This is a genomic window from Agrobacterium bohemicum, assembly GCF_001562555.1.
Taxonomy (GTDB): domain Bacteria; phylum Pseudomonadota; class Alphaproteobacteria; order Rhizobiales; family Rhizobiaceae; genus Agrobacterium; species Agrobacterium bohemicum.
On the sequence record NZ_KQ961034.1, the window covers coordinates 93543 to 119491 of the forward strand.

Here is a 25949-nt window from a genome sequence, read left to right on the forward strand (position 1 = left end):
GCTCAGTCGTTCAACACTTCGAAGAAAGTGCGGCGGCGGGTTGGAAAAGGGGAACAGGTGACGGGATCGGTGACGTCTGAGGCCTTGCCTCTATTGTCCGTTCGCCAGCTGACCAAGCTGTTTGGAACATTCGGCGCTTGCAATGCGATCGATCTCGATATTGCACCCGGTGAAATTCATGCGCTTTTGGGTGAGAATGGTGCTGGCAAATCCACTCTGGTCAAGATGCTTTTTGGCGTGCTGGAGCCATCGGCAGGTGATATCCTGTGGAAGGGCGAGCCGGTTCGCATCGGTTCCCCAGGCGAGGCGCGTCGGCTCGGCATCGGCATGGTTTTCCAGCATTTTTCGTTGTTCGAAGCGCTGACGGTTGCCGAAAACATCGCGCTGTCGCTCGACCCGAAAATCTCGCTGAAAGAGATTGCCCGTGAGGCAGAAGCGTTGTCCAAGGCCTATGGCTTGCCGCTTGACCCTTACGCTCATGTCGCCGATCTTTCGGTGGGCGAGCGTCAGCGTATCGAAATCGTCCGCGCCCTGCTGCAAAACCCTCAACTTATTATTCTGGACGAGCCGACCTCCGTGCTGACGCCACAGGAAGCGGACCGGTTGTTTGAAACACTGGCGAAGCTGAAGGCCGAGGGCCGCTCGGTTCTTTACATCAGTCACCGGCTGGAAGAGGTGCAACGCATCTGCGACCGCGCCACGGTTCTGCGTCATGGCGAAGTCACGGGCGCCTGCGATCCCCGCAAGGAAACACCGTCTTCGCTAGCGCGCATGATGGTGGGTTCCGATGTCGCTGGCATTGAGCGCGATGACACCGGTACAACCGGTGACGTGAGTGTGGAAGTGATCGGTCTCTCCGTTGCAGCCCGCACGCCCTTTGCCGTTTCTCTCAAAGACATCTCCATGAAGGTCCGCGCTGGCGAGGTTCTGGCCATTGCCGGTGTTGCCGGTAACGGGCAGGGGGAATTGTTCGACGCTCTCTCCGGCGAATATCCGGTGGCAAAGGATGACTCGATTTTCCTGCGTGGCAAGCCTGTCGGTCGCATGGGTATCAATGGTCGCCGCCTGCTGGGTGCCGGTTTCGTGCCCGAAGAGCGCCACGGCCACGCCGCCGTGCCGACCATGACACTGTCTGACAATCTGCTTCTGGCCCGCTGTCGCTCCGACAGAAAAGCCTTCCTCAGCGCTGGGGTTCTAAAGGTCATCCGCAGTTCCACCATCAAGAATGCCGCCAAGCGTATTTCAGCCGCCATGGATGTTCGCAAAAGCGGGGATGATCCGCTGGCGGGTTCGCTTTCGGGTGGAAACCTGCAAAAATTCATCGTCGGTCGTGAGTTGGATCGCCAGCCGTCGGTGCTGGTCGTCAACCAGCCGACCTGGGGCGTGGATGCGGGTGCCGCCAGCCGTATCCGTCAGGCGCTGGTCGATCTTGCCAAGGCAGGTTCGGCTGTCATCGTCATCAGTCAGGATCTGGATGAAATCTTTGAAGTGGCCTCCAGCATTGCCGTTATTTCCGATGGGCGTTTGTCGCAATCCTATCCGGCGGGCGAAATGACGCGTGAAAAGATCGGACTTCTGATGGGCGGTCTTGACGCTGGACATGCGGAGGCTCAAGCCCATGCGCATTGAACTCGAGAAACGGACCGGCGTCTCAAACATTTTCGCCTTTCTGTCGCCCTTACTGGCGCTTTTCCTGACGCTTGTCTTCGGCGCCATCATGTTTGCGCTGCTGGGCAAGAACCCGTTCAGCGCGCTCTACAGTTTCTTCATCGATCCGCTGCTGGAAGTCTGGTCATTGCATGAGCTGGCAATCAAGGCCGCGCCGCTGATCCTCATCGCGGTTGGCCTGTCGATCTGCTATCGCTCCAACAATTGGAATATCGGTGCCGAAGGGCAATTCACCACCGGCGCGATCACGGGCTCCATTTTGCCGGTTCTGTATCCTGAATGGCAATCGCCGATGATCCTGCCGCTGATGCTGATCATGGGGGCCATGGGTGGAGCGCTTTATGCGGGCATTCCGGCGCTGCTGAAAACGCGTTTCAACACGAATGAAATTCTGACCAGCCTGATGCTGGTCTATGTCGCCCAGCTGTTCCTTGACTGGCTGGTGCGCGGCATTTGGCGTGATCCGGCTGGCTATAATTTCCCGCAGACGACGCCGTTCAACGAAAGCGCCGTGCTGCCTGAGCTTCTCGAATCCGGTCGCGCCCATTGGGGCATCGTCTTTGCCATCATCGCCGCCATCGCGCTGTGGTTCATGATGCGCTTCATGCTCAAGGGATTTCAGGTGACCGTGCTTGGCCAGTCTCCAAGGGCAGGGCGCTTTGCCGGTTTCTCTTCACGCGGCATGGTGTGGTTTTCGCTGGTTCTGTCCGGCGCCATGGCGGGGCTTGCGGGCATTTCGGAAGTCTCAGGCTCCATCGGCCATTTGCAGCCTTCGATTTCGCCTGGTTACGGCTTTACCGCTATCATCGTCGCGTTTCTCGGTCGCTTGAACCCGCTCGGCATCATCGCATCCGGCTTCGTGCTGGCGCTGACCTATCTTGGTGGCGAGGCAGCGCAACTGTCTATCGGTGTATCCGACAAGGTCACACGTGTGTTTCAGGGGTTGATGCTGTTCTTCGTGCTCTCCTGCGATACGCTGATCATCTACAAGATACGGGTCCGTTTCGGGCGCGGCAGCAACATCGAAGGAGCCGCATGATGGATATGTTTCAGGCGATCCTTCTGACCGTCATTACCGCTGCAACGCCGCTGGTCATCGCCGCTCTCGGCGAGCTGGTGACGGAGCGTGCAGGCGTGCTGAACCTCGGTGTCGAGGGCATGATGATCATGGGTGCCGTCTGCGCCTTTGCTGCCGCCCATCTTACCGGTTCTCCCTATATCGGCATCGTCGCCGGTATCGCATCCGGTGCTGTCTTCTCGCTGCTGTTCGGTTTCCTGACGCTGACGCTGGTGACGAACCAGGTGGCGACGGGGCTTGCGCTGACGCTTCTGGGTCTCGGTGTGTCCGGCATGTTGGGTGAAAGCTTCGTCGGCCTTCCCGGCGTCAAGCTGCCGCCTATCGTCTTTCCGATGCTGTCCGAAATTCCCGTTATTGGACCTGCGCTTTTCCGGCAGGATCTGATTTTTTACATGTCGATTGCGCTGGTCATCGGTATTGGCTGGTTTCTGTTCAAGAGCCGCGCGGGCCTCAAAATCCGTGCCATTGGCGATAATCACGGCTCCGCCCATGCGCTGGGCATCAACGTCATCCGCACGCGCTACCTTGCCGTCATGTTCGGAGGTGCCTGCGCGGGGCTGGCCGGGGCGCAGCTGTCCTTGGTCTACACGCCGCAATGGGTGGAAAACATGTCGGCCGGACGCGGCTGGATTGCGCTGGCGCTGGTGGTGTTTGCCTCCTGGCGGCCATGGCGGGTTCTGGCGGGCGGCTACCTCTTTGGGGCCGTCACCATCGGCCAGCTGCACGCGCAGGCTTTCGGCATCGGCGTACCGTCCCAACTTCTTTCAGCAATGCCTTACATAGCGACTATTGTGGTCCTCATCATCATCTCCCATAATCGTCGCACAACGCTGATCAACACACCGGCATCGCTCGGCAAACCGTTCGTTCCGGATCGCTAAAAACAAAATCAAACCTAACCAATCAGGGGTAAAAATGAAGAAACTTATCATCGCACTGGCCGCCTCGGCCGCCGCCATCGTCGGCGTGGTTCCCGCAGCCCAAGCCGCAGACGCCAAGAAGGTCTGCTTCGTTTATGTCGGCACCAAGACTGATGGCGGCTGGACGCAGGCGCACGATATCGGCCGTCAGGAATTGCAGACGCATTTCGGCGACAAGATCGAAACGCCTTTCCTCGAAAGCGTTCCAGAGGGACCAGATGCCGAGCGCGCAATCGAGCGCATGGCCCGTTCCGGCTGTGAACTGATCTACACGACGTCGTTCGGCTTCATGGACGCGACGGTAAAGGTTGCCCAGAAATTCCCGAAGGTGAAGTTCGAACACGCAACCGGCTTCAAGAACGCCGAGAACCTCGCCACCTACAATTCGCGCTTCTACGAAGGCCGCTACATTCAGGGCCAGATCGCAGCCAAGATGTCGAAGAAGGGTGTCGCCGGTTACATTGCGTCCTTCCCGATCCCTGAAGTGGTCATGGGCATCGACGCCTTCGTTCTGGGCGCGCAGTCGGTTAACCCGGAATTCAAGGTCAAGGTCGTATGGGCCAACACATGGTTCGACCCCGGCAAGGAAGCCGATGCTGCCAAGGCGCTGATCGACCAGGGCGTCGATATTCTGACCCAGCACACCGACACCACCGCTCCGATGCAGGTTGCTGCCGAGCGCGGCATCAAGGCCTTCGGTCAGGCATCCGACATGATCAAGGCTGGCCCAACCACGCAAATGACGGCAATTGTCGATACTTGGGGCGCTTATTACATCAAGCGCACACAGGCGCTTCTCGATGGCACATGGAAGTCAGAATCGATATGGGACGGCCTGAAAGACGGCATTCTCACCATGGCGCCTTACACCAACATGCCTGATGACGTGAAGAAGATGGCTGAGGAAACCGAAGCCAAGATCAAGTCCGGCGAGTTGCACCCCTTCACCGGCCCGATCAAGAAGCAGGATGGCTCCGAGTGGCTGAAGGCTGGCGAAAAGGCTGAAGACAAGGTCCTTCTCGGCCTGAACTTCTACGTCGCAGGCGTGGACGACAAGCTGCCGCAGTAAGCAGTTCGCTTGCTCTCCGTCGTCATCCTCGGGCTTGTCCCGAGGATCTACCTAGGTCTCCTGAATTGCAACGTGGTAGATGTCCGGGACATCGTCGGACTTGATCCGGGGACCAAGCATGACGACCGTGGAGTTTCACCAATTCAAGCCGCGCCCGTAAACAGGCGCGACTTTTCATATCCCGCTCACGGCAGGTTTCCTGCTGTCACGCAATTTCCATGGTTTCTTTATTCTCGAGCGTTTATAGCGTGGCGAAACAGTCTGCCGTTTGATTGGCGGCCAAATGAACGATCAAGTCGGAGATATCAATGGAACGCAGTTGCCTCGCCGTCATTCTCGCCGCTGGTGAAAGCACACGCATGAAATCGTCCATGTCGAAGGTGCTGCATCCTGTCGCTGGCCGGGCAATGATTGCGCATGTGATGCAGGCTGTCGCGGGCGCAGGCGTCAGTTCTGCTGCACTCGTCGTCGGCCGTGATGCGGACAAGGTGGCGGATGCGGCGCGGAGTGCTGGCGTCAGCGTTGAGCCGTATCTTCAGAAAGAACGTCTGGGCACCGGCAACGCCGTTCTGGCGGCGCGCGCGGCTATAGAAAGCGGTTACGACGATATTTTGGTCGCCTATGGCGACGTGCCGCTTCTGACATCCGAAACACTCAACAAGGCGCGTCAGGCGCTGACTGACAATGTCGATGTCGTGGTCATCGGTTTCCATACCGATAAGCCGGCCGGTTACGGCCGTCTGCTTGTTGAGAACGGCGAACTCGTTGCGATCAGAGAAGAGAAGGATGCGACGGAGGAAGAGCGCAAGGTTACCTGGTGCAACAGCGGCCTGATGGCGATCAATGGCCGCCGGGCGCTCGATTTGCTCTCTCGCATCGGCAACAACAACGCCAAGGGCGAATATTATCTGACGGATATCGTTGAAGTCGCCCGTTCGCTGGGCGGCAAGGCAGTTGCCATCGATGCGCCTGAGACAGAATTGACCGGCTGCAACAATCGCGCTGAACTGGCTTATATCGAAAAGCTCTGGCAGGAGCGCGCGCGCCATCAGTTCATGATTGACGGTGTGTCGATGATCGCGCCGGAAACCGTGTTTCTATCCTGGGATACAAAGATAGGTCAGGATGCATTGATTGAGCCCCACGTGGTGATCGGGCCGGGTGTGACCATCGAATCCGGTGCTGTCATCCACGCATTTTCGCATCTCGAAGGTGCGCATGTGAGCGGTGGCGCGACCGTTGGTCCCTACGCACGGCTGCGCCCAGGTGCAAATCTGGCCGCCAATTCCAAGGTCGGCAATTTCTGCGAGGTCAAGAAGGCCGAGATCGGCGAGGGGGCCAAGGTCAATCACCTCACCTATATCGGCGACGCCTTCATAGGAGCTGGCAGCAACATCGGGGCAGGGACGATTACCTGCAATTATGATGGTATCAACAAGCATGAAACGCGCATTGGCAAGAATGCCTTTGTCGGCTCCAATTCATCGCTGGTCGCACCTGTTGCGATTGGTGACGACGCCTATGTCGCGTCCGGTAGCGTCATTACCGAAGATGTACCCGCAGGTGCTTTGGCTTTCGGTCGCGCGCGGCAAGAGACAAAGGAGGGGCGAGCCGAGGCTTTGCGCGCCCGTGCGCAGGCCATCAAGGACGCCAGAAAAAAGTCCTGAGATCGTAACGGATAGACACTGAAAGTGACTGCAACCGCAATTGCAGATTTCGCGGAAATCGCTAGGACTTCCGCTAGCTAAAATGTTTTGGAGAAGTGCATGTGCGGCATAGTTGGAATTGTTGGAACGCAGCCGGTTGCGGAGCGCCTTGTGGAAGCGCTGAAGCGTCTGGAATATCGGGGTTACGACTCCGCTGGCGTCGCAACGATTCATAATGGCGCACTCGCCCGCCGCCGTGCCGAAGGCAAGCTTTTCAATCTGGAAAAGAAGCTGTTCGATGAGCCCCTATCAGGCCTGACCGGCATCGCCCACACCCGCTGGGCGACCCATGGCGTTCCCAATGAAACCAATGCCCACCCGCATTTCGTGGATGGCGTCGCTGTCGTTCACAATGGCATCATCGAAAATTTCTCAGAATTGCGCGACGAATTGACGGCGGAAGGTGCCGTCTTCACCACGCAGACGGACACGGAAGTCGTAGCGCAGTTGCTGGCGAAATTTACGCGCGAAGGGCTTGGTCACCGCGCCGCCATGCTGGCGATGCTCAACCGCGTGACCGGTGCCTATGCGCTGGGCGTGATCTTTCAGGATGATCCTGACACGCTGTTGTCTGCCCGTTCCGGCCCGCCGCTCGCTATCGGTTATGGAAAGGGTGAAATGTTCCTAGGGTCAGACGCCATCGCTCTGTCGCCCTTCACCAATGAAATCACCTATCTGGTCGACGGCGACTGCGCCATCCTGACGCGCGATGGCGTGGAGATCATTGATTTCGCCGGCAATCCAGTCGAGCGTCAGCGTCAGATTTCGCAGGCAACGGCGTATGTCGTGGACAAGGGCAACCACCGCCACTTCATGGAGAAGGAAATCTACGAGCAGCCGGAGGTGATCTCTCACGCGCTTAGCCATTATATCGATTTCGCTGAGAAACGCGTGAAGGATGCCGACCCTGCCATCGACTTCGCCAAACTGACAGGCCTTGCCATTTCCGCCTGCGGCACGGCCTATCTTTCCGGCCTCATCGGCAAATACTGGTTCGAGCGTTATGCGCGTCTGCCGGTTGAGATCGATGTCGCTTCGGAATTCCGCTACCGCGAAATGCCGCTTCTGCCCACGCAGGCTGCAATTTTCATTTCTCAGTCCGGCGAAACCGCTGATACGCTGGCATCGCTGCGCTATTGCCAGGAAAACGGCCTGAAGATCGGCACCGTCGTCAATGTGCGCGAATCCACCATGGCGCGTGCGTCGGATGCGGTGTTCCCGATTCTTGCCGGTCCCGAAATCGGTGTGGCCTCCACCAAGGCCTTCACCTGCCAGCTCGCGGTTCTCGCATCGCTCGCCATTGCCGCTGGCAAGGCGCGCGGCACATTGACGGTTGAGCAGGAAACGGACCTTGTTCGCCACCTGATCGAAATGCCACGCATGATGAGCGAAGTTCTGAACACCATCCAGCCACAGATCGAAACCCTGTCGCGCGATCTTTCCCGCTTCAAGGACGTGCTCTATCTCGGGCGCGGCACCAGCTATCCGCTGGCGCTGGAAGGCGCGCTCAAGCTCAAGGAAATCTCCTATATCCACGCCGAAGGTTATGCCGCTGGTGAGTTGAAGCATGGGCCTATCGCGCTGATCGACGAGAACATGCCTGTTATCGTGATCGCGCCGCATGACCGCTTTTTCGAAAAGACCGTTTCCAACATGCAGGAAGTCGCGGCACGCGGCGGCAAGATCATCTTCATCACGGACGAGAAGGGTGCTAGCGCCTCCAAGCTCGAAACCATGGCAACAATCGTTCTTCCGAACGTGGACGAGATTATCGCGCCCATGGTCTTCTCACTGCCGATCCAGCTTCTGGCCTACCACACCGCCGTTTTCATGGGGACGGATGTGGACCAGCCGCGCAATCTGGCAAAGTCGGTGACGGTGGAGTAAAATCCGCGGTCACGACCGCGCCAGATACCGCTCGATAAGCCGTGGCGATAACGCACTTGCGAACAGGATTTTGTATCGCAGTGCACATCGGCTCGATAATTCACTTGAAAGGCGGAACGCGTTTCGCCACTGTCCGTTTCAAGAAAGTCTTCATCTCTGAAGTTTCTCGAATTTATGCGGATTCATGACCGAAATCCCTGTCAAAATCTCCTTCGCAACCCGCTTGCGCAACAGCTTCCTGACCGGCGTGCTCATCCTTGCGCCCGTCACGATCACCATGTGGTTGGTCTGGACATTTCTGCAATGGGTGGACAGTTGGGTTAAGCCCTATATCCCGGCGCGTTACGATCCTGAGCAATATTTCGATGTCGCCATTCCGGGTTTCGGCCTTCTGGTGGCTGTCATCGGCATCACGCTGATCGGTTTTCTCGGTAACAACCTCATCGGCAAATGGATCGTGGGCGTCGGCGAGTCCGTTCTGAACCACATGCCGTTTGTGCGGCCGATCTATAAAAGCATCAAGCAGCTGTTCGAATCCGTTCTGAAAGAGCATTCCAGTTCCTTCAAAAAAGTAGGCCTCATCGAGTTTCCGTCACCCGGCACATGGGCGATGGTTTTCGTTGCATCTGACGCCACCGGCGAGATGGCCTACCGCTTCAACGAGATCGGCCAGGAAATGGTCGCGGTCTTCCTTCCGCCGACGCCGGTTCCGACGGCGGGCTTTCTGTTGTTTGTGCCAAAAGATAAAATCATCATGCTGGACATGTCGCCGGAAGACGGGGCAAAGCTTTTGATTTCAGGCGGCCTCGTCGCACCGGATTTTACGCCGAAGACCGCAGTCGAGCCGGTGCCTGATCAATCGTCGTCATAGACTTCCGTCGATGTCGACGTTGAATGGAACACCGGTACAAAAACGCGCATATAGACGAACTTTACGCTCCAGCCTTCTTCCAGCGCTTTTGCCCAGGCTTTTTTGCGATCCGGTTTTTTGAAGTTTTTGCCAATTGCCTTCTTCTCGCTTTTCGCGAAGGTTTCCGGCAGCAGCAGGTTGTCAGGAGAGCAAAGGGCGTAGCCCTTGCAGAAAGCTGCGGGCGGTAGGGGCATGTCATTCATGATGGGTCAGCCTGCATGGAGGAAACGGATCGCTTCGTCGCGGCGATGGAGATAGAGCAGGGTTCTGAGGTTGCGGCCACGGTCGCTCACCAGTTCCGCGTCGCGTTCTATGATGTAGGCCGCATCCTTGCGGGCGATTTCCAGAAGGTCGGCATGGGCTTCGAGACTGGCGATGCGGAAGCCCGGTGTGCCGGACTGGCGGGTGCCAAGAAGCTCACCTTCGCCGCGCAGCTTCAGGTCTTCTTCGGCAATCAGGAAGCCGTCCTCGCTGTCGCGTAGAATGGAAAGGCGCGCTTTGCCGGTTTCGCTAAGCGGTCCCTTGTAGAGCAGAATGCAGGTGGATGCCTCCTCGCCACGCCCCACGCGTCCCCGCAACTGATGAAGCTGGGCGAGGCCGAAATTCTCGGCATGTTCGATAACCATGATCGTCGCATCCGGCACGTCGACGCCCACTTCGACCACAGTGGTCGCCACCAGCAGGCGGGTCTCGCCGGTCTTGAAGGCCAGCATTGCTGCGTCCTTCTCGGGCCCGCTCATACGGCCATGAATGAGGCCTATGTCTGCGCCCAGTGACTTCGACAGAACGGCGTGACGTTCCTCCGCCGACATGAGATCGGATTCCTCCGATTCCTCTACGAGAGGGCAGATCCAGTAGGCTTTCTTGCCTTCGGAAAGAGCACTTCGCAGCCGTGCGACGATATCGCCGATGCGCTCGGTTGGAATGGTTACCGTCGTGATCGGTTTGCGGCCCGCCGGTTTTTCAGTGAGCTTTGAAACGTCCATGTCTCCGAAGGCGGCCAGAACCAGCGTGCGGGGAATGGGCGTTGCCGTCATGACCAGCATATGCGGAGAGATGCCCTTGGCGGTCAGCCGCAGGCGTTGATGCACACCGAAACGATGCTGCTCATCCACCACCGCCAGTACGAGGTTCTTGTAGCTGACGCTATCCTGAAACAGCGCATGCGTGCCGATCACGATCTGTGCCTCACCGGATGCGATGCGGTCTTCGATGTCGCGGCGTTCCTTGCCCTTGGTGCGGCCTGTCAGAACCGCGCAGGAAATGCCAGCCGCTGTGGCGAATTTTGAGATCGTCGCGAAATGCTGGCGGGCCAGAATTTCGGTCGGTGCCATTAGCACGGCCTGACCGCCAGCCTCCACGGCGGTGGCCATGGCCATCAATGCCACCAGCGTCTTGCCCGCGCCGACATCGCCTTGCAGCAGGCGCAACATGCGGTCTTCGCCCGCCATGTCGGTCAGAATGTCCTTCACCGCAGCGCTTTGGCTCGCCGTTAAAGAAAATGGCAGGTTCTCCAGAATTTTGGCGGCAAACTCGCCTTTGGCGCGGATTGGTCGGCCGGTGACCTTGCGCAGCCTCTGGCGCACCAGCGCCAAGGAAAGCTGACCGGCCAAAAATTCGTCATAGGCGAGGCGTCGGCGTGCAGGGGCCTGTGGGTCGATATCGGCAACGTCGCGTGGATCATGCAGATCGCGAAAGGCATCGGCCACATGCGGAAAGCTCTCACGCGCCGCAAGTGCTTCGTCGATCCATTCTGGAAAGACCGGCATTTTAGTGAGCGCACCATCGATCGCGCGTCTCAGGACCTTGGGCGAAAGCCCTGCGGTCAACGGATAGACTGGCTCAACCAGCGGCAGGTTCTCCGCCTCCGAGACCTTCACCATGAAGTCTGGGTGCACCATGGAGGCACGACCGTTGAACCAGTCGATCTTACCGCTGACCATCACCTCTTCGTCCACCGGCAGTGCTTTGGACAGCCAATCGCCTTTGGCACGGAAGAAGGTCAGCGCCAGTTCGCCGGTCTCATCATGCAGGAAAACACGGTAAGGGGCAGAGCGATTGCCCGGCGGTGCTGGTTGGTGGCGGTCCACGCGTCCCTGAATGGTGACGATGGCGCCCTGTGGCGCGAGCGCAATGCCCGGGCGGTTGCGACGGTCTATGATGTTGTAAGGCGCGTGGAAGAGGAGGTCGATGACACGGCTTTCCTCGGCGCTTTCCCGGCCCAAAAGCTTCGCCAGCAAATCGGCAAGCTTCGGCCCTACGCCGGTCAGCGTGGCGACGGTTGCAAATAGCGGATCGAGGAGGGCGGGGCGCATGGCGAGCAAAATCGTGGAAGGGCGTGCGCAATGCAAGAGCGGCGGGGCGATAAACTCGGTTTATCACCGGCAGTTTTTGGCATGTGCGGCAATATTTCGATAAAAACCGGTTCCCAATCGTTCCTGTCCTGTTCTATAGGAAAGGCCAAGTCAACAAACAGGTGAATGCGATGACAGGACTGGTGCGCACAAGCGCTGACCTCGATCCGAGGCGCAGGCGGATTCTTTATCGGTGCTGGCATCGCGGCATCAGGGAAATGGACCTTGTTCTCGGCCAGTTCGCGGAGGAGAACATTGCGGACCTTTCGGAAGAGCAATTGGACGAGCTTGAAATCATCATGGACGAGGAAGATCAGGACCTCGTGCAGATGGTAACGGGTGCGCAGGCTATCCCTGAAAAATTCCAGACGCCGTTGTTCCACACGATCATCTCCTACCGCCCGGATTTCGATCTGGTCACTGCGCAGAATGGACACAGCTCAAAATGATAGCCGGATTCGATGTCAGGCTGGTGGCATCGGCCGATACGCCGTTGACCATTGGAAATGTGCCGACCGGCACGGAAGCGTTTCTTCTGGCTGATCTGGCGCGACAGGGCACGCCTGTTGCCTATGTGCTGTCCGATGGCCAGCGCGTGGCCGATCTGGAGCAGATGCTCGGCTTCGTTGCGCCTGACATCCCCGTTCTGTCATTGCCCGCCTGGGATTGCCTGCCTTACGACCGTGTGTCGCCCAGCGCGCATGTATCGGCTCGCCGTCTTGCCACCCTGTCCGGTCTCATCCACCATCAGAAAAAACCGCATGCTGCCATCGTTCTTGTTACCGTAAATGCCATGCTTCAAAAGATGGCACCGCGCGATGTCATCGAGAGCCTCGCTTTCTCGGCCAAGCCCGGCAACCAGATCCGTATGGAAGACATTGCTGCCCGGCTGGAGCGCAATGGTTTCGACCGCGTGGCGACGGTGCGCGAAGTGGGTGAATTTGCCCTGCGCGGTGGCATTCTCGACGTGTTCGTTCCCGGGACGGAAGAGCCGGTGCGGCTGGATTTCTTCGGGGACACGCTGGAAAGCATCCGCACCTTCGATCCCGCCAGCCAGCGCACCATTGGTCAGGCTCGGTCGCTCGACCTTAGCCCGATGAGCGAAGTGACGCTGACGCCGGATACGATCAGCCGCTTCCGCAAGAACTATCTGTCGATGTTCGGCGCTGCGACGCGGGACGATGCGCTGTATCAGGCCGTATCCGAGGGCCGCCGTTATGCCGGCATGGAGCACTGGCTACCCCTGTTTTACGAAAAGCTGGAAACGGCCTTCGATTATCTCAAGGGTTTCCGCATCGTCACCGACCACACAGCCCGCGAAGCCGCCGTTGAGCGCTCCAAGCTGGTGCATGATTATTTCGACGCGCGCCAAACCTCCGGCCAGACAAAGGGCGCAACGCAGGGCGCACCTTACAAGCCTGTACCGCCCAGCCAGATTTATCTTGGCGGCAAGAGCTTTGACGAGGCGTTGAATGCCGTCAACGCGGTGCGCCTGACACCCTTCAACGAGCAGGATTCGAAAGACAAGCCGGTCGCCACGCTGGACGCCCATGTCGGTCCGCGCTGGGCAAAGTCGCAGACGGAGAGTGAGAGCGAAGAGCGCGTCAATGTGTTCACGCTTGCCGTCAAGCATATCGCGGAGCGCCGCTCCAAGGGCTGGAAGGTTCTGATCACCGGCTGGTCTGAGGGCTCGCTCGACCGCATGTTGCAGGTGCTGAACGAGCACGGGCTTGAGAATATCAAGACCATCCAGTCGTTCAAAGAGATTGAAAAGCTTGGCAAGGGCGAGGCCGCTGCTGCGGTTCTGAGCCTCGAAGCGGGTTTCGAAACCGGCAATCTTGCCGTCATCGGCGAGCAGGATATTCTCGGAGACCGCATGGTGCGCCAATCCAAGCGTCGCAAGCGCGGTGCGGATTTCATCTCTGAAGTCGCCGGTCTGGACGAGGGTTCGCTGGTCGTCCACGCCGAACATGGTATCGGTCGCTTCGTCGGTCTTCGCACCATCGAGGCGGCGGGTGCGCCGCGTGATTGCCTTGAGTTACATTACGCCGATGAGGCCAAGCTTTTCCTGCCGGTCGAAAACATCGATCTTCTTTCGCGTTACGGCTCGGATGCGGCGGAAGCCAATCTTGACAAGCTGGGTGGCGGCGCATGGCAGATGCGCAAGGCCAAGCTCAAAAAGCGCCTGCTGGATATGGCGGGCGATCTCATCCGTATTGCAGCCGCGCGCATGGTGCGCCACGCGCCGACGCTTATTGCGCCCGATGGCCTTTACGACGAATTTGCCGCCCGTTTCCCCTATGACGAGACGGAAGACCAGCAGAATGCAATCGATTCCGTTCGCGACGATCTGGGTGCAGGTCGCCCGATGGATCGCCTGATCTGCGGTGACGTTGGTTTCGGCAAGACGGAAGTGGCGCTGCGCGCCGCGTTCCTCGCTGCCATGAACGGCGTTCAGGTAGCCGTTGTCGTGCCGACCACACTGTTGGCACGCCAGCATTTCCGCACCTTCTCCGAACGCTTCCGTGGCTTGCCGATTCGCGTTCAGCAGGCGTCGCGCCTCGTCGGCGCTAAAGAGTTGGCGCTGACGAAGAAGGAAGTGGCCGAAGGCAAGACGGATATCGTCGTCGGCACGCATGCGCTGCTCGGTGCTGGCATCAATTTCGCCAATCTCGGCCTTCTCATCATCGATGAGGAGCAGCATTTTGGCGTGAAGCATAAAGAGCGTCTGAAAGAACTGAAGAGCGACGTGCATGTGCTGACGCTTTCGGCCACGCCCATTCCGCGTACTCTTCAGCTTGCGATGACCGGCGTTCGCGAGTTGTCGCTGATCACCACTGCGCCGGTGGACCGCATGGCGGTGCGCACCTTCATCTCGCCATTCGATGCGCTGGTCATCCGCGAAACGTTGATGCGTGAGCATTATCGCGGCGGCCAGAGTTTTTATGTCTGCCCACGTCTTGCCGATCTCGCCGATATCCACGCCTTCCTGCAATCGGATGTGCCGGAATTGAAAGTAGCGGTGGCCCACGGCCAGATGGCGGCGGGCGAGCTGGAAGACATCATGAACGCCTTCTATGACGGCAAATATGATGTGCTGCTCTCTACCACCATCGTGGAATCCGGGCTGGACGTGCCGACGGCCAATACGCTGATCGTCCACCGTGCCGACATGTTTGGCTTGGCGCAGCTCTATCAGTTGCGTGGTCGCGTGGGCCGCTCCAAGGTTCGCGCTTTCGCGCTGTTCACGCTGCCGGTCAACAAGGTGCTGACAACGATGGCTGAGCGCCGTTTGAAGGTGCTGCAATCACTCGATACGCTGGGCGCCGGTTTCCAGCTTGCCAGCCACGATCTGGATATTCGCGGCGCGGGCAATCTGCTGGGTGAAGAGCAGTCCGGCCACATCAAGGAAGTCGGCTTCGAGCTTTACCAGCAAATGCTGGAGGAGGCCGTGGCCGAAGTGAAGGGTGAGGACGATGTCATCGACACCGGCTGGTCGCCGCAAATCTCGGTCGGCACATCGGTCATGATCCCGGAAAATTATGTGCCCGATCTGCATCTGCGCATGGGTCTTTACCGCCGCCTTGGCGAGTTGACCGATCTGAACGAAATCGATGGCTTCGGTGCCGAAATGATCGACCGCTTCGGTCCGTTGCCGAAGGAAGTGCAGCACTTGCTCAAGATCGTCTACGTCAAGTCGCTGTGCAGAACCGCCAATGTCGAAAAGCTGGATGCTGGCCCGAAAGGCGTCGTCGTGCAGTTCCGCAACAAGGAATTCACTAACCCGGCAGCACTGGTCGGCTATATCGCCAAGCAGGGCTCCATGGCCAAGATCCGGCCTGACCACAGCGTGTTCCTGACCCGTGATCTGCCGACGCCGGAGAAGCGTCTGGCGGGGGCTGCCATGGTGATGACGCAGCTGGCAGAACTGGCGAAATCCTGACGAATAAAGGGTCGCCGTTTCTTACGGCGATTTAATCAAACGGACATCTGGCCGTAGGATTGAGAGGCATAGTCTTGGCTTTATCGGCTCGGCATTTTTCGCCGACAGCCGTTGAACGAAGGAGCAGGACTATGTTGACCACCATGAACAGGTTCGTCACCGCTGGTCTGGTTGCTTTGACAATTGCGGGCACCACAATTGCCACCACCAGTCAGGCAGAAGCACGTAACAATTTCGGGCGCGGATTGGCTGCCGGTATTGCCGGAACAATCGTCGGAGGTGCGCTTATCGCTGGGGCATCTCACCACTATTACGGCTCGCCCGGGTATGGTTACACACCGGTTTACAGTCAACCGGTTTACGGCCCGCCGGTCGCCTATGAACCCGTTTATCCTCGCTGCCATCTTGCATGGCGTCAGGATGGCTACGGCGACATGTATCGAGTGCGTGTCTGCGATTGATGTGTGCCGAGGGCGGGCTGATCAGTCCGCCTTTTCCCCATTGCTCTCCGGAGTCATTGCGATGGCAACATTCTGGTCTGCCGCCGCAATCGACGTTGGCAACGTAACGTGTCTTTGCCGCTCACGGATGAGCGTGATCAGCCCTGAACCGATGATGAGGGCAATGCCAACCAGCATCCAGCCATCGACGTGATCGCCGAAAATCAGATAACCGAACAGGATGGCCCACAGCATCTGACTATATTGAGTGGGTCCGATCACTGCCGCAGGCGCGTATTTCGCCGCATACATGATAAGCACATTAGCGAGAGCACCGAGTAGCCCGTAACCGGCCAGAAACATCCATTGTTCGGCATTGGGTGGCGTAAAGGACGATGTCATCGCCACGCCGCAAATCACCAGCGTTCCAAGCAAGCCCGCACCATAAAGTGAGATATTCTTTTCCGATGGCCCCATGGCGCGGAAGATGACGATGGAAATCGCACCGCACAGACCCGCAACGATGGCTGCGAAATGGCCGGTCGAGAGCTCGCGGAAACCGGGTCTCAGAATCACCAGCACGCCAGCAAAGCCGATGATGACGGCAGACCAGCGCTTTATGCCGACCTGCTCCTTCAGAAACAGGACAGACATAATGGTGACGAAGGCAGGCAGCAGAAAGATGAGCGCGAAGGCTTCGGCCATCGAGAGATGGGTGAAAGCGGTGACCGAGGTGATGGCACCGAGGCCGGATGTCACGAAACGCAGCAGCCATAGGGGGCGGTTGGTGGTGCGGACGATATCGCGCCAGTCGTCATTGCGCTTGCGAATGAAGGGCAGGGCGCAGAGCCCGAACAATGCGCCGAAGAAGGCAGACTGAATGGGCGATAATTGCCCTTCTATGAGCTTCACGCTCGCATCGCTCCAAGCGTAAGCCGCAAAGGCTGCAAATGCGAGCAAAATGCCCTTCAACGTGCTATCGGACACAGAAACACCAAGCTATTAGGGGCCGGAAATCGACAGCGATATTGCGCTGCCAATCAGTTCATTGCCCTATGCTCTTCCAGCTTCAATCTGGCAATATCCCGCAATGCATTAATCAGTACTTCCTTGCTCTGCGCACCGCTGACCGCATATTTCTGGTCGAGGATGAAGAAGGGAACACCGGCAACGCCCATTTGCTGAGCGGCATCGATTTCCGCGACAATCGTCTCTTTGTCGGCATCGGAGCTGAGCAGCTTGGTGACCACATCCCGGTTCATTCCGGCTTTTTCACCGATATCAGCCAGCACGGCGTGATCGCCAATGTTGAGGCCTTCTTCGAAATTGGCGCGGAACAGTTCGTTTACGACCTTGTCCTGAAACTCACGACCTTCCGCATGTGCCCACAGCGACAGACGGTGTGCATCCAGCGTGTTCGGACCGACTTTGATGGCGTCGAAGTTAAAGTTGATGCCGACTTCCTTGCCAAGCTGTGTCAGCATTTCATGCGCCTGCTCGACCTTTTCCTTGCCACCGAGCTTCTTTTCCAACTCGGCCTTCTGATCGACGCCCTCTGACGGGTAATCCGGGTTGAGGCGGTAGGGACGCCAGTTCACGTCGACGCTGACTTCATCCATAACTTCAGCCAGTGCGAGATCGAGCCGCGCCTTTCCTAGGTAGCACCAGGGGCAAACCATGTCCGAGACGACGTCGATAACAATACGCTGCATGGTGCTTCCTTTCAGAATTTGAATACCTGCCCCATCTAGGGGCGTTGCCGACCATGCGCAAGACGTTACCAAAAGAGAACCGTGTGGGCGTTCACTGAACGCGAGCATCCCACCATGTCTGTTTCTGGTTGCCGACCATTGGTGTTATCTCCGGGCGGGCAATATATTTCCAGCGGGCCACCCACTGCGCGCCGATGTGATACAGCGGAATAATATAATGCCCGGCCGTCAGCAGCCGGTCATAGGCCCGTACCGCCGCCTGAAAATCCTCCGTGGAACGTGCCTGCAAAAGCGCCTCCAGCATGCGGTCCACATCAGGGTCGGCAACGCCTGCATAGTTGAAGCTGCCGTTGGCATCACGTGAGGCTGATCCCCAACGGTTCAACTGTTCGGCACCCGGTGAAAGGGAGGATGGCAGTGAGCGGATGATCATGTCGTATTCGAAGCTGTTTGAGCGCGCCTGATATTGCCCGTCATCCACCGAGCGGATGGCCATGTCGACGCCGATCAGCCGCAGCGAACGTTGGTAGGCAAGTGCGATCCGTTCCTGCGCCGGGTTCTGTGTCATGATCTCGAACGAGAGCTGGCGGCCTTGCGCGTTCGTCATCTTGCCGTTCTTGATCGTATAGCCACCGTCTTTCAGCGTATCGACAGCCAGTTTCAAAACGGTGCGGTCAGCACCTGAACCATCGGTAACCGGCATGGCGTAGGTGCCGGCCAACAGTTCTGGCGGCAGCTTCTTGGCTGCATCGCCAAGCAGGGCGAGCTCTCGTGCATCGGCGGCATTGCCGAAAGCGCCGAGCGGCGAGTTCTGGTAGTAGCTCTGCGTGCGTTTGAACGATCCGCCCATGATGTTGCGATTCATCCATTCAAAATCGAGCGCGAAAGACAGGCCTTCACGCACCTTTTCATTCGCGAAAATGGATTTTCTGGTGTTGAAGACGAGGCCGAACATGCCCGATGGCATTCGTGGTTCGAAAATGTCTCTCGCGATGTCGCCGCGATGCACTGCCGGGAAATTATAGGCCTGTCCCCAATGGGACGTGTCGGCAGATCCGTTGATGGCATCTCCTTCGGGGTAGATGTCGATATCGCCCTTCTTGAAGGCCTCGAACATGGTGGTGACCTGAAGGAAATAGAGAATGCTGATTTCGTCGTAATTGTCGAAGCCGACCTTCGATGGCACATCCTTGCCCCAGTAATCAGGGTCCCGCTCCCATATGACCCGCTCTCCGGGACGCAAGGATTTGATTCGGTATGGACCAGAGCCGACAACCGGGCCCAGACCGCTCTGTTCGAAGGTAGCGGGGTCGATGGCGTGTTTCGGCAGGATCGGCGTCGAGGAAGCGAGAATCAGCGGCGTTTCGCGGTTGGCATTTTCGTTGAAGGTGAAGCGAACGCCATGCTCGCCGATCTTCTCCATTTTTGCCACCCCGTTCAGGCGGCTGTTGAATGGCGGGCGGCCTTTGTCCTTCAGAAGATTGAAGGTGAAGATCACATCTTCTGGCGTGACCGGTTGCCCGTCCTGCCATTTTGCCTTGGGGTTGAGGTTGAACTGAATGTATGTGCGGTCGTCGTCCCACTCGGCGGTTTCCGCAAGCAGACCGTAGAGCGAGAACGGTTCGTCGCCGGAGCGCTGCATCAGCGGCTCATACAAGAGATTGCCGAATTCCGGGTCCCAGACACCGCGTGCCGTTGTGCGCATGCCCTTCAAAATGAAGGGATTTAGGCTGTCAAAGGTGCCGACTACACCGTAGGAAACGCGACCGCCTTTTTTCACGTCAGGGTTCACATAGGGGAAGCTCTTGTAATCTGCGGGCAGGGCAGGTGTCCCATGCATCGAAATTCCATGAAGAGGTTCCGCCAGCGCCAGACCTGAAAAAAGAAGGGCGGGGATGAACGCCAAAAGGCTTCGCATGTTAATGTCCTGTCGCATTCTGGCTATCTAATCACGGTATGTCGCTTTGACGCGAGACCGCTCGCCTTGTATTGATTCCCGCGCGAATGTATCACACACGACTATGGCAGGCATCGGACGACGGAAAACTTGTCGGCCTTCAACAAAAAGTCAAAGAAGTGCTGGATATCGCGCCCAGCGGGATGTAACAGAGTTGCCGAAACAGTCGGGTCACGCATTTGCCTCATTTAAAAGACAGTGGAACGGGCAGACGGATACCGGTGATGTTAAGCAGTTCGTACCGTTCTGCTTCACATAAAAATTTAGGAGACGGAACTGTTATGATGCCAACCGCAAACACAATCACCCGCGCAGCCTTGGCTGCTGTTGTTGTTTCTCTGGGTGCCGTGTCTGCACCTGTCGTGTCGCAGGCCCAGCAGGCGGCTGCCGGAGGCGCTGGCGCACCACCGCTCGGCTGGTTCAAGACATGCAGCAAGCAGGAAGACAATGATGTTTGCGTCGTGCAGAACGTTGTTCTCGCGCAGAACGGCCAGATGATCACGGCTGTCGGCCTCATCAGCGTCGAAGGCAAGGTCAACCGCAAGCTGCTTCAGGTTTCCGTACCAACGGCGCGTCTTCTGCCACCCGGCGTGATGATGCAGATCGATGGTGCCAAGGGCCAGAAGCTGGATTACGCTGTTTGCCTTCCAGACAAGTGCACGGCTGAAGTACCTCTGACGGATGCGATGATTGCCAGCATGAAGAAGGGCACGGAGATCGTGTTCACCTCCATCAACTTCCGTCGCGCGCCAAACCCGATTAAGATTGCCCTGTCCGGCTTCACCGGTGCTTATGATGGCCAGCCTATCACGCAGTCCCAGCTTGCAGAAAGCCAGCGTTCGTTGCAGGAAGGCATGCAGAAGAAGGCTGAAGAAGCTCGCAAGAAGCTCGAAGCCGCTCAGGACGCTGCAAAGTCCAAGCCTGCAAACTAATCATTCAGACAATAAAAAACCGGCTTGAAATTTCAGGCCGGTTTTTTGTTGTCTATATGTTCGTTCAGTAGATCAATGCGTCATTGCTGACTTCGCCCGCAGCTCACCATTGGGAGTGGTGTCGAATATGCGGGAAATATTGGGGTTGCGAAGCGGCTGGTCACTCTCGTCATGAACGAGGTTCTGCTCCGACACGTAGGCGACATACTCGGTGTCATCGTTTTCTGCCAGCAGGTGATAAAACGGCTGGTCGCGATCCGGGCGTATGTCCTGCGGAATGGCGTTCCACCACTCTTCGGTGTTTGCATATTCCGGGTCCACGTCGAATACCACACCGCGGAACGGAAACACCTTGTGACGAACAACCTCGCCAATGGTAAATTTTGCGTCTCTTTGTTTCATGGCATGCACATCCTTTCCCAACACAATTTGGGGTCTGAATGGAAAATATCAAGATATTTGGTGTCGATCCCGCATTTTCTTCAGTCACTCGGCAATAGGCTAAGCAAAAAGAAAGGCGCCCCGAAAGGCGCCTTTTTTGTTTTCTCGATCAAGCCGAGTAGTACATGTCGAATTCGACAGGATGCGGTGTCATTTCGAAGCGCATGACTTCATGCATCTTCAGTTCGATGAAGGCATCGATCTGGTCGTCATCGAAGACGCCGCCAGCGGTCAGGAACTTGCGATCCTTGTCGAGGCTGTCGAGTGCTTCACGCAACGAACCGCACACCGTTGGAATCTTCTTTAGTTCCTTCGGCGGCAGATCGTAGAGATCCTTGTCCATCGGCTTGCCAGGATGGATCTTGTTCTTGATGCCATCAAGGCCAGCCATCAGCATCGCGGCAAAGCCGAGATAAGGGTTCTGGGCTGGGTCAGGGAAGCGGACTTCGACGCGCTTTGCCTTCGGGTTGGAGCCGAAAGGAATGCGGCACGAGGCAGAGCGGTTGCGGGCGGAGTAGGCCAGCAGAACCGGTGCTTCGTAGCCTGGCACCAGACGCTTATAGGAGTTGGTCGTCGGGTTGGTGAAGGCGTTGATTGCCTTGGCATGCTTGATGATGCCGCCGATGTAGTACAGGCAGCTCTCGGACAGGCCTGCATATTCATCACCAGCGAAGGTCGGCTTGCCGCCCTTCCAGATGGACTGGTGAACGTGCATGCCCGAACCGTTATCGCCGAAGATTGGCTTTGGCATGAAGGTTGCTGTCTTGCCGTAGGCGTTGGCCACCTGATGCACGACATATTTGTAGATCTGCATCTTGTCGGCGTTGCGCACCAGCGTGTCGAACTTCACACCTAGCTCATGCTGTGCGGCTGCGACTTCGTGGTGATGCTTTTCAACGACAACGCCCATTTCGCCGAGCACGGTCAGCATTTCGGAGCGCATGTCCTGGAGGCTGTCGACTGGCGGAACTGGGAAATAGCCGCCCTTGACGCGGGGACGGTGGCCAAGGTTGCCGGTTTCATAGTCGGTGTCGTCGTTGGACGGCAGCTCGGACGAATCCAGCTTGAAGCCGGTGTTGTATGGATCGGCCTTGTACTTCACGTCATCGAAGACGAAAAATTCAGGCTCGGGGCCGACGAAGATCGTATCGCCGATACCGGATGCCTTGAGATAGGCTTCGGCCTTCTTGGCGGTGCCGCGTGGGTCGCGATTGTAGGCTTCGCCCGAGACAGGGTCGAGAATGTCACAGAGAATGACCATTGTGGACTGGGCGAAAAACGGGTCCATGTGAACGGTTGCCGTGTCTGGCATCAGCACCATGTCTGACTCGTTGATGGCCTTCCAGCCGCCGATGGAGGAGCCATCGAACATGACGCCATCGGCGAACATGTCTTCATCCACGCAGGCAATGTCCATCGTGACATGCTGCAGCTTGCCCTTGGGGTCGGTAAAGCGCAGGTCTACGAACTTGACGTCGTTGTCCTTGATCTGCTTCAGAATATCGTTTGCGGTCGTCATTTGAAACTTTTCCTTGAGTGTTTTGATAACAAGGTGAAGCCCCGGCTTTCCCGGGTTCAGTCTTTTTATATGGCGTCGACGCCTGTTTCACCCGTACGGATACGAATGACTTCTTCGACGTTGGAAACAAAAATCTTTCCGTCGCCGATACGGCCTGTCTGGGCCGCGTTGCGAATGGCCTCAATCACGGCATCCGCATTTTCATCCGCGAGCACGACTTCGACTTTTACCTTCGGCAGAAAGTCTACGACATATTCTGCGCCGCGATAGAGTTCCGTATGGCCTTTTTGACGACCAAAGCCCTTAGCTTCCGTAACCGTTATTCCCTGAAGTCCGACTTCCTGAAGGGCTTCCTTCACTTCGTCGAGCTTGAAAGGCTTAATGATCGCTTCGATCTTTTTCATGAGAAAATATCTCTCCGCTTATTCCGTTAAAGCGGTCAGTTCCGCTCTGTCACAAGAATGCACGTATCGTGCCAGATCGGAAGCCGCTTTGAATAAAAAAACTTCGAAAAATGGTTGTGCGAAGCTAATTTTGGCACGTCTTCCCCTGTTTTCGTGAACTAAAATAGCGTTCTGATGAACAGGCACGATGATTTTTTCACGATTTTGCCAAATCTCCAACCTGCTCTCATGGCGCATGGTCACGGATATGAGTGGCTATTTTTTGCTCATTTGACCTTATTTTATGCACTTCGTTATGCCTAATTTTGCGTCGATTGCCTTTTGTAAGATTTTGCGCTGAATTGCCTTCATGACATTCACCACCAGACACGCTTTGATTGACCCTATCGCGATGAATCGCATCGACACTGCTGCAGAAAAAAGCGGCATTTCCATCGCGTCGCTGATGGAGCGAGCGGGACAGGCGGTTGCCGCATCCGCGCTCAAACATTATCCACAGGCCATCCGTTATGTTGCCCTTTGTGGCATCGGCAAAAATGGCGGTGACGGGTTCGTGGCGGCGCGGGCTTTGTTGGAGAGCAGTGCCGATGTTGCCGTTTACGTGTTTGGCGATGTGGCAAAGCTGAAAGGCGTCGCAAAGCAGGCTTTCGACGCGTTGGAGATATCCTCGGAGCCGCTTGATCACTACCGTCCACAAGCTGGCGACGTGGTGATCGACGCCATTTTCGGCGCGGGCCTGTCTCGCGATGTCCCTGATGGTGTGGACGCCGTGATCGACAGAGTCGAGACCGCCGGCATTCCCGTTATCGCCATCGATCTGCCGTCCGGGCTTTGCGGACGGCGCGGTGTTCCGCTCGGGCGCGCATTTCATTCACAGGTTACCGTGACATTCATGGCGCGCAAGCCGGGTCATGTTTTGATGCCGGGCCGCACGCTCTGCGGCTCAGTCGAAGTTTTCGATATCGGCATTCCGCATCGAATTCTGAGAGAGTATTGCGGGTTGATCGTTGAAAATCATCCTGCCCAATGGATGGATGCCTTCTCCAAACGCGACGAAGACACCCACAAGTTCAAGCGGGGACACCTGACGGTGTTTTCCGGCCCCTCTCATGCAACAGGCGCGGCGCGGATGGCGGCGATTGCAGGTTTTCGCGCCGGTGCAGGTATCGTTACGATCGCAGCGCCGCATGAGGCAATACCAGTCCTTTCAACAACGCTCACGGCCGTCATGGTATCGGCCATGGACAGCGAAGAGCAGTTGTTAGCTTGGCGAGATGATAAGCGGCACGGCACATATGTTCTCGGTCCGGGCTTCGGTGATGTCGAAAAGGCGCGTGGTTTCGTTTCACTTTTGAAAGACAAAGCTCTCGTACTGGATGCCGATGGTATCACCGCATTTAGGGATCGGCCGCAGCAGCTTTTCGATCTGTTTGCCAGCGATGCTCCACGCATTCTCACGCCACATGAGGGCGAATTTGGTCGTTTGTTTCCAGAAATCGCGGCAGATTCGAACCTCAGCAAAGTCGAAAAAGCGCAGGCCGCTGCGGCGCTCAGCAACGCCGTCATCGTTTATAAGGGTGCAGATACGGTGATAGCTGCGCCTGATGGACGCGCGGCGGTGAACGCCAATGCTCCGTCGTACCTCGCCACTGCCGGTTCAGGGGATGTGCTGGCAGGCATTGCGGGTGGTTTTCTGGCGCAGCACGTTCCAGCCTTTGAAGCGGCCGCTGCCGCTGTATGGCTGCATGGGAAAATCGCGCGGGAACTTGGGCCTGGAATGACCGCCGAAGATCTGGCTGCGGCGGTTCGTCCTTTTCAACCTTAATGGACGGGCTTTCCCTGGCTGGGGACGGCAGCGGCCATGCGTGATGCGCTCATCACCAGTTTGCGCTCCGCACGTTCCTGTTGCGGAGTGCGATTGTAGATTTCGCGATAACACTTCGAGAAGTGCGAAGCTGAAACGAAACCGCATGCAACGGCCACTTCCACCACGGGCATGGCGGATTGCACCAGCAAATGACGCGCCCGGTCCAGCCGGATTTCCAGATAGTAACGGGCAGGAGAGCGCCCCATCTCCTGACGGAAAAGCCGCTCCACCTGTCGGCGTGAAAGGTCCGCGTCATCTGCGATGTCGAGCAGGGACAGCGGTTCGGATAGATTGCTTTCCATCAGTTCGATGATTGAGAGAACCTTGTCGTTCTGCACGCCAAGACGGGCGCGCAGCGGCAGGCGCTGTCGGTCCTGCGGGTTACGCACCCGGTCCGTCAGTTGCTGTTCGCACACACGGTTGACGAGGTTTTCACCGAAATCCTGGCCAATCAGATTGAGCATCATGTCCAGGGAGGCGGTGCCTCCGGCGCAGGTGTAGATGTTGCCATCGACCTCGTAGAGGTCGGCATAGACTTCGACCTGCGGGAAGGCTTCGGAAAAGCCCGGCAGGTTTTCCCAATGGATCGCACAGCGCTTGCCATTCAGCAGGCCTGCCTGGGCCAGCACATGTGCGCCCGTACAGAGGCTGCCGACGGCAATGCCGCGATTGTTGGCCTCACGCAGCCAGGCATTGACCGACTTGTTGCTGTATTGCTCGATGTCGATACCGGAACAGATCAGCACCATGCTGGGTCGGTTCTCACCGCTGACATATTTTCGCTCATCCGCGAGAGACGTACTGGCGTCCAGTGCGATGCCGTTGGAAGAGGCGACCTTCTGGCCATCGACGGATGCGAGCCGCCATTCGTAAGCGGGATAGCCCAGCATTCGGTTAGCAATTCGAAGCGTTTCTACCGCAGCCGCGAAGGGCAGCATAGTGAACTGCGGAACCATAAAAAAAACAACGAGACGCTTCTTAGGAGGAGTTTTGCTCACGGCGACCATGCTCCATTGCGGAAACACAATTCCTTGCTTGGAAATGTTCCGCTGTATATCTCATTTACGACGGTTTCGGAGCAAGATACGACGTTGATGTTCTGCTGTCAAAGAAACGTGAGCGTGCGCTGCTTTTGATATACG

Annotated in this window: 21 protein-coding genes; 12 read left to right on the forward strand and 9 right to left on the reverse strand. The window is 57.4% G+C overall.

Annotated elements, in window-relative coordinates; genetic code table 11:
* Positions 1-69: 69 nt before the first annotated feature.
* The 7 genes from ATO67_RS18390 to ATO67_RS18420 all read left to right on the forward strand — a co-directional run bounded on the left by ATO67_RS18390 (position 70) and on the right by ATO67_RS18420 (position 9199).
* On the forward strand, positions 70-1629 hold the full coding sequence (locus tag ATO67_RS18390) for an ABC transporter ATP-binding protein (RefSeq protein WP_067652814.1): 1560 nt from the start codon (positions 70-72) through the stop codon (positions 1627-1629).
* Positions 1619-2707, forward strand: a complete 1089-nt coding sequence (locus tag ATO67_RS18395; RefSeq protein WP_067652630.1) for an ABC transporter permease — start codon at positions 1619-1621, stop codon at positions 2705-2707. Before ATO67_RS18390 ends, ATO67_RS18395 begins: the two co-directional genes overlap by 11 nt.
* On the forward strand, positions 2707-3627 hold the full coding sequence (locus ATO67_RS18400) for an ABC transporter permease (protein ID WP_067652634.1): 921 nt from the start codon (positions 2707-2709) through the stop codon (positions 3625-3627). The genes ATO67_RS18395 and ATO67_RS18400 overlap by 1 nt, the downstream gene beginning before the upstream one ends.
* 34 nt (positions 3628-3661) lie before the next feature.
* Positions 3662-4735, forward strand: a complete 1074-nt coding sequence (locus ATO67_RS18405) for a BMP family ABC transporter substrate-binding protein (protein WP_067652636.1) — start codon at positions 3662-3664, stop codon at positions 4733-4735.
* Between the two features lie 308 nt (positions 4736-5043).
* Positions 5044-6402 carry a bifunctional UDP-N-acetylglucosamine diphosphorylase/glucosamine-1-phosphate N-acetyltransferase GlmU gene (glmU, locus tag ATO67_RS18410; RefSeq protein ID WP_067652638.1) on the forward strand — a complete coding sequence of 453 codons (1359 nt, stop codon included), beginning with the start codon at positions 5044-5046 and terminating at the stop codon, positions 6400-6402.
* A gap of 99 nt (positions 6403-6501) precedes the next feature.
* On the forward strand, positions 6502-8328 hold the full coding sequence (gene glmS, locus ATO67_RS18415) for a glutamine--fructose-6-phosphate transaminase (isomerizing) (RefSeq protein ID WP_067652640.1): 1827 nt from the start codon (positions 6502-6504) through the stop codon (positions 8326-8328).
* 184 nt (positions 8329-8512) lie between these two features.
* Positions 8513-9199 carry a DUF502 domain-containing protein gene (locus tag ATO67_RS18420; protein WP_067652642.1) on the forward strand — a complete coding sequence of 229 codons (687 nt, stop codon included), beginning with the start codon at positions 8513-8515 and terminating at the stop codon, positions 9197-9199.
* Here the strand turns inward: ATO67_RS18420 and ATO67_RS18425 are convergent.
* Entirely contained in the window at positions 9184-9441 is a 258-nt protein-coding gene (locus ATO67_RS18425) for a hypothetical protein (RefSeq protein ID WP_067652644.1), read from the reverse strand. The genes ATO67_RS18420 and ATO67_RS18425 overlap by 16 nt on opposite strands.
* Before the next feature lie 6 nt (positions 9442-9447).
* The gene (recG, locus tag ATO67_RS18430; protein WP_067652645.1) at positions 9448-11553 is read right to left on the reverse strand and encodes an ATP-dependent DNA helicase RecG; all 2106 of its coding nucleotides are present in this window, start codon (positions 11551-11553) and stop codon (positions 9448-9450) included.
* A 170-nt stretch (positions 11554-11723) separates the two neighbouring features.
* Between recG and ATO67_RS18435 the strand changes: the two genes are divergently transcribed.
* The 3 genes from ATO67_RS18435 to ATO67_RS18445 all read left to right on the forward strand — a co-directional run bounded on the left by ATO67_RS18435 (position 11724) and on the right by ATO67_RS18445 (position 15996).
* On the forward strand, positions 11724-12041 hold the full coding sequence (locus tag ATO67_RS18435; RefSeq protein WP_067652647.1) for an FAD assembly factor SdhE: 318 nt from the start codon (positions 11724-11726) through the stop codon (positions 12039-12041).
* Positions 12038-15535 carry a transcription-repair coupling factor gene (mfd, locus tag ATO67_RS18440; protein WP_067652649.1) on the forward strand — a complete coding sequence of 1166 codons (3498 nt, stop codon included), beginning with the start codon at positions 12038-12040 and terminating at the stop codon, positions 15533-15535. Before ATO67_RS18435 ends, mfd begins: the two co-directional genes overlap by 4 nt.
* A 131-nt stretch (positions 15536-15666) precedes the next feature.
* A complete protein-coding gene (locus tag ATO67_RS18445; RefSeq protein WP_067652650.1) occupies positions 15667-15996 on the forward strand; it encodes a hypothetical protein in 330 nt (109 codons plus the stop codon).
* 21 nt (positions 15997-16017) lie between these two features.
* On the opposite strand, the gene ATO67_RS18450 is transcribed toward ATO67_RS18445, so the two are convergent.
* From ATO67_RS18450 to ATO67_RS18460, 3 genes are all read right to left on the reverse strand, one after another.
* Positions 16018-16962, reverse strand: a complete 945-nt coding sequence (locus ATO67_RS18450) for a DMT family transporter (protein ID WP_067652652.1) — start codon at positions 16960-16962, stop codon at positions 16018-16020.
* 53 nt (positions 16963-17015) lie between these two features.
* A complete protein-coding gene (locus tag ATO67_RS18455; RefSeq protein WP_067652654.1) occupies positions 17016-17687 on the reverse strand; it encodes a DsbA family oxidoreductase in 672 nt (223 codons plus the stop codon).
* Between the two features lie 91 nt (positions 17688-17778).
* Complete coding sequence (locus ATO67_RS18460; protein ID WP_067652656.1) at positions 17779-19605, reverse strand: extracellular solute-binding protein; 1827 nt, start codon at positions 19603-19605, stop codon at positions 17779-17781.
* Between the two features lie 320 nt (positions 19606-19925).
* On the opposite strand from ATO67_RS18460, the gene ATO67_RS18465 reads away from it, so the two are divergent.
* The gene (locus ATO67_RS18465) at positions 19926-20576 is read left to right on the forward strand and encodes an invasion associated locus B family protein (protein WP_067652660.1); all 651 of its coding nucleotides are present in this window, start codon (positions 19926-19928) and stop codon (positions 20574-20576) included.
* 72 nt (positions 20577-20648) lie between these two features.
* On the opposite strand, the gene hspQ is transcribed toward ATO67_RS18465, so the two are convergent.
* The 3 genes from hspQ to ATO67_RS18480 all read right to left on the reverse strand — a co-directional run bounded on the left by hspQ (position 20649) and on the right by ATO67_RS18480 (position 22940).
* Positions 20649-20978 carry a heat shock protein HspQ gene (gene hspQ, locus ATO67_RS18470; protein WP_067652662.1) on the reverse strand — a complete coding sequence of 110 codons (330 nt, stop codon included), beginning with the start codon at positions 20976-20978 and terminating at the stop codon, positions 20649-20651.
* Between the two features lie 148 nt (positions 20979-21126).
* Positions 21127-22536 carry a type I glutamate--ammonia ligase gene (gene glnA, locus ATO67_RS18475; protein ID WP_067652664.1) on the reverse strand — a complete coding sequence of 470 codons (1410 nt, stop codon included), beginning with the start codon at positions 22534-22536 and terminating at the stop codon, positions 21127-21129.
* Between the two features lie 65 nt (positions 22537-22601).
* Positions 22602-22940 (reverse strand): P-II family nitrogen regulator, encoded by a 339-nt coding sequence (locus ATO67_RS18480; protein ID WP_007753933.1) that lies wholly within the window; start codon positions 22938-22940, stop codon positions 22602-22604.
* Positions 22941-23289: 349 nt separating this feature from the next.
* Between ATO67_RS18480 and ATO67_RS18485 the strand changes: the two genes are divergently transcribed.
* The gene (locus ATO67_RS18485) at positions 23290-24765 is read left to right on the forward strand and encodes a bifunctional ADP-dependent NAD(P)H-hydrate dehydratase/NAD(P)H-hydrate epimerase (RefSeq protein ID WP_067652666.1); all 1476 of its coding nucleotides are present in this window, start codon (positions 23290-23292) and stop codon (positions 24763-24765) included.
* Here ATO67_RS18485 and ATO67_RS18490 read toward each other — a convergent pair.
* Positions 24762-25763, reverse strand: a complete 1002-nt coding sequence (locus ATO67_RS18490) for a GlxA family transcriptional regulator (protein WP_425352236.1) — start codon at positions 25761-25763, stop codon at positions 24762-24764. The two genes, ATO67_RS18485 and ATO67_RS18490, sit on opposite strands and share 4 nt — an antisense overlap.
* Positions 25764-25949: the final 186 nt, after the last annotated feature.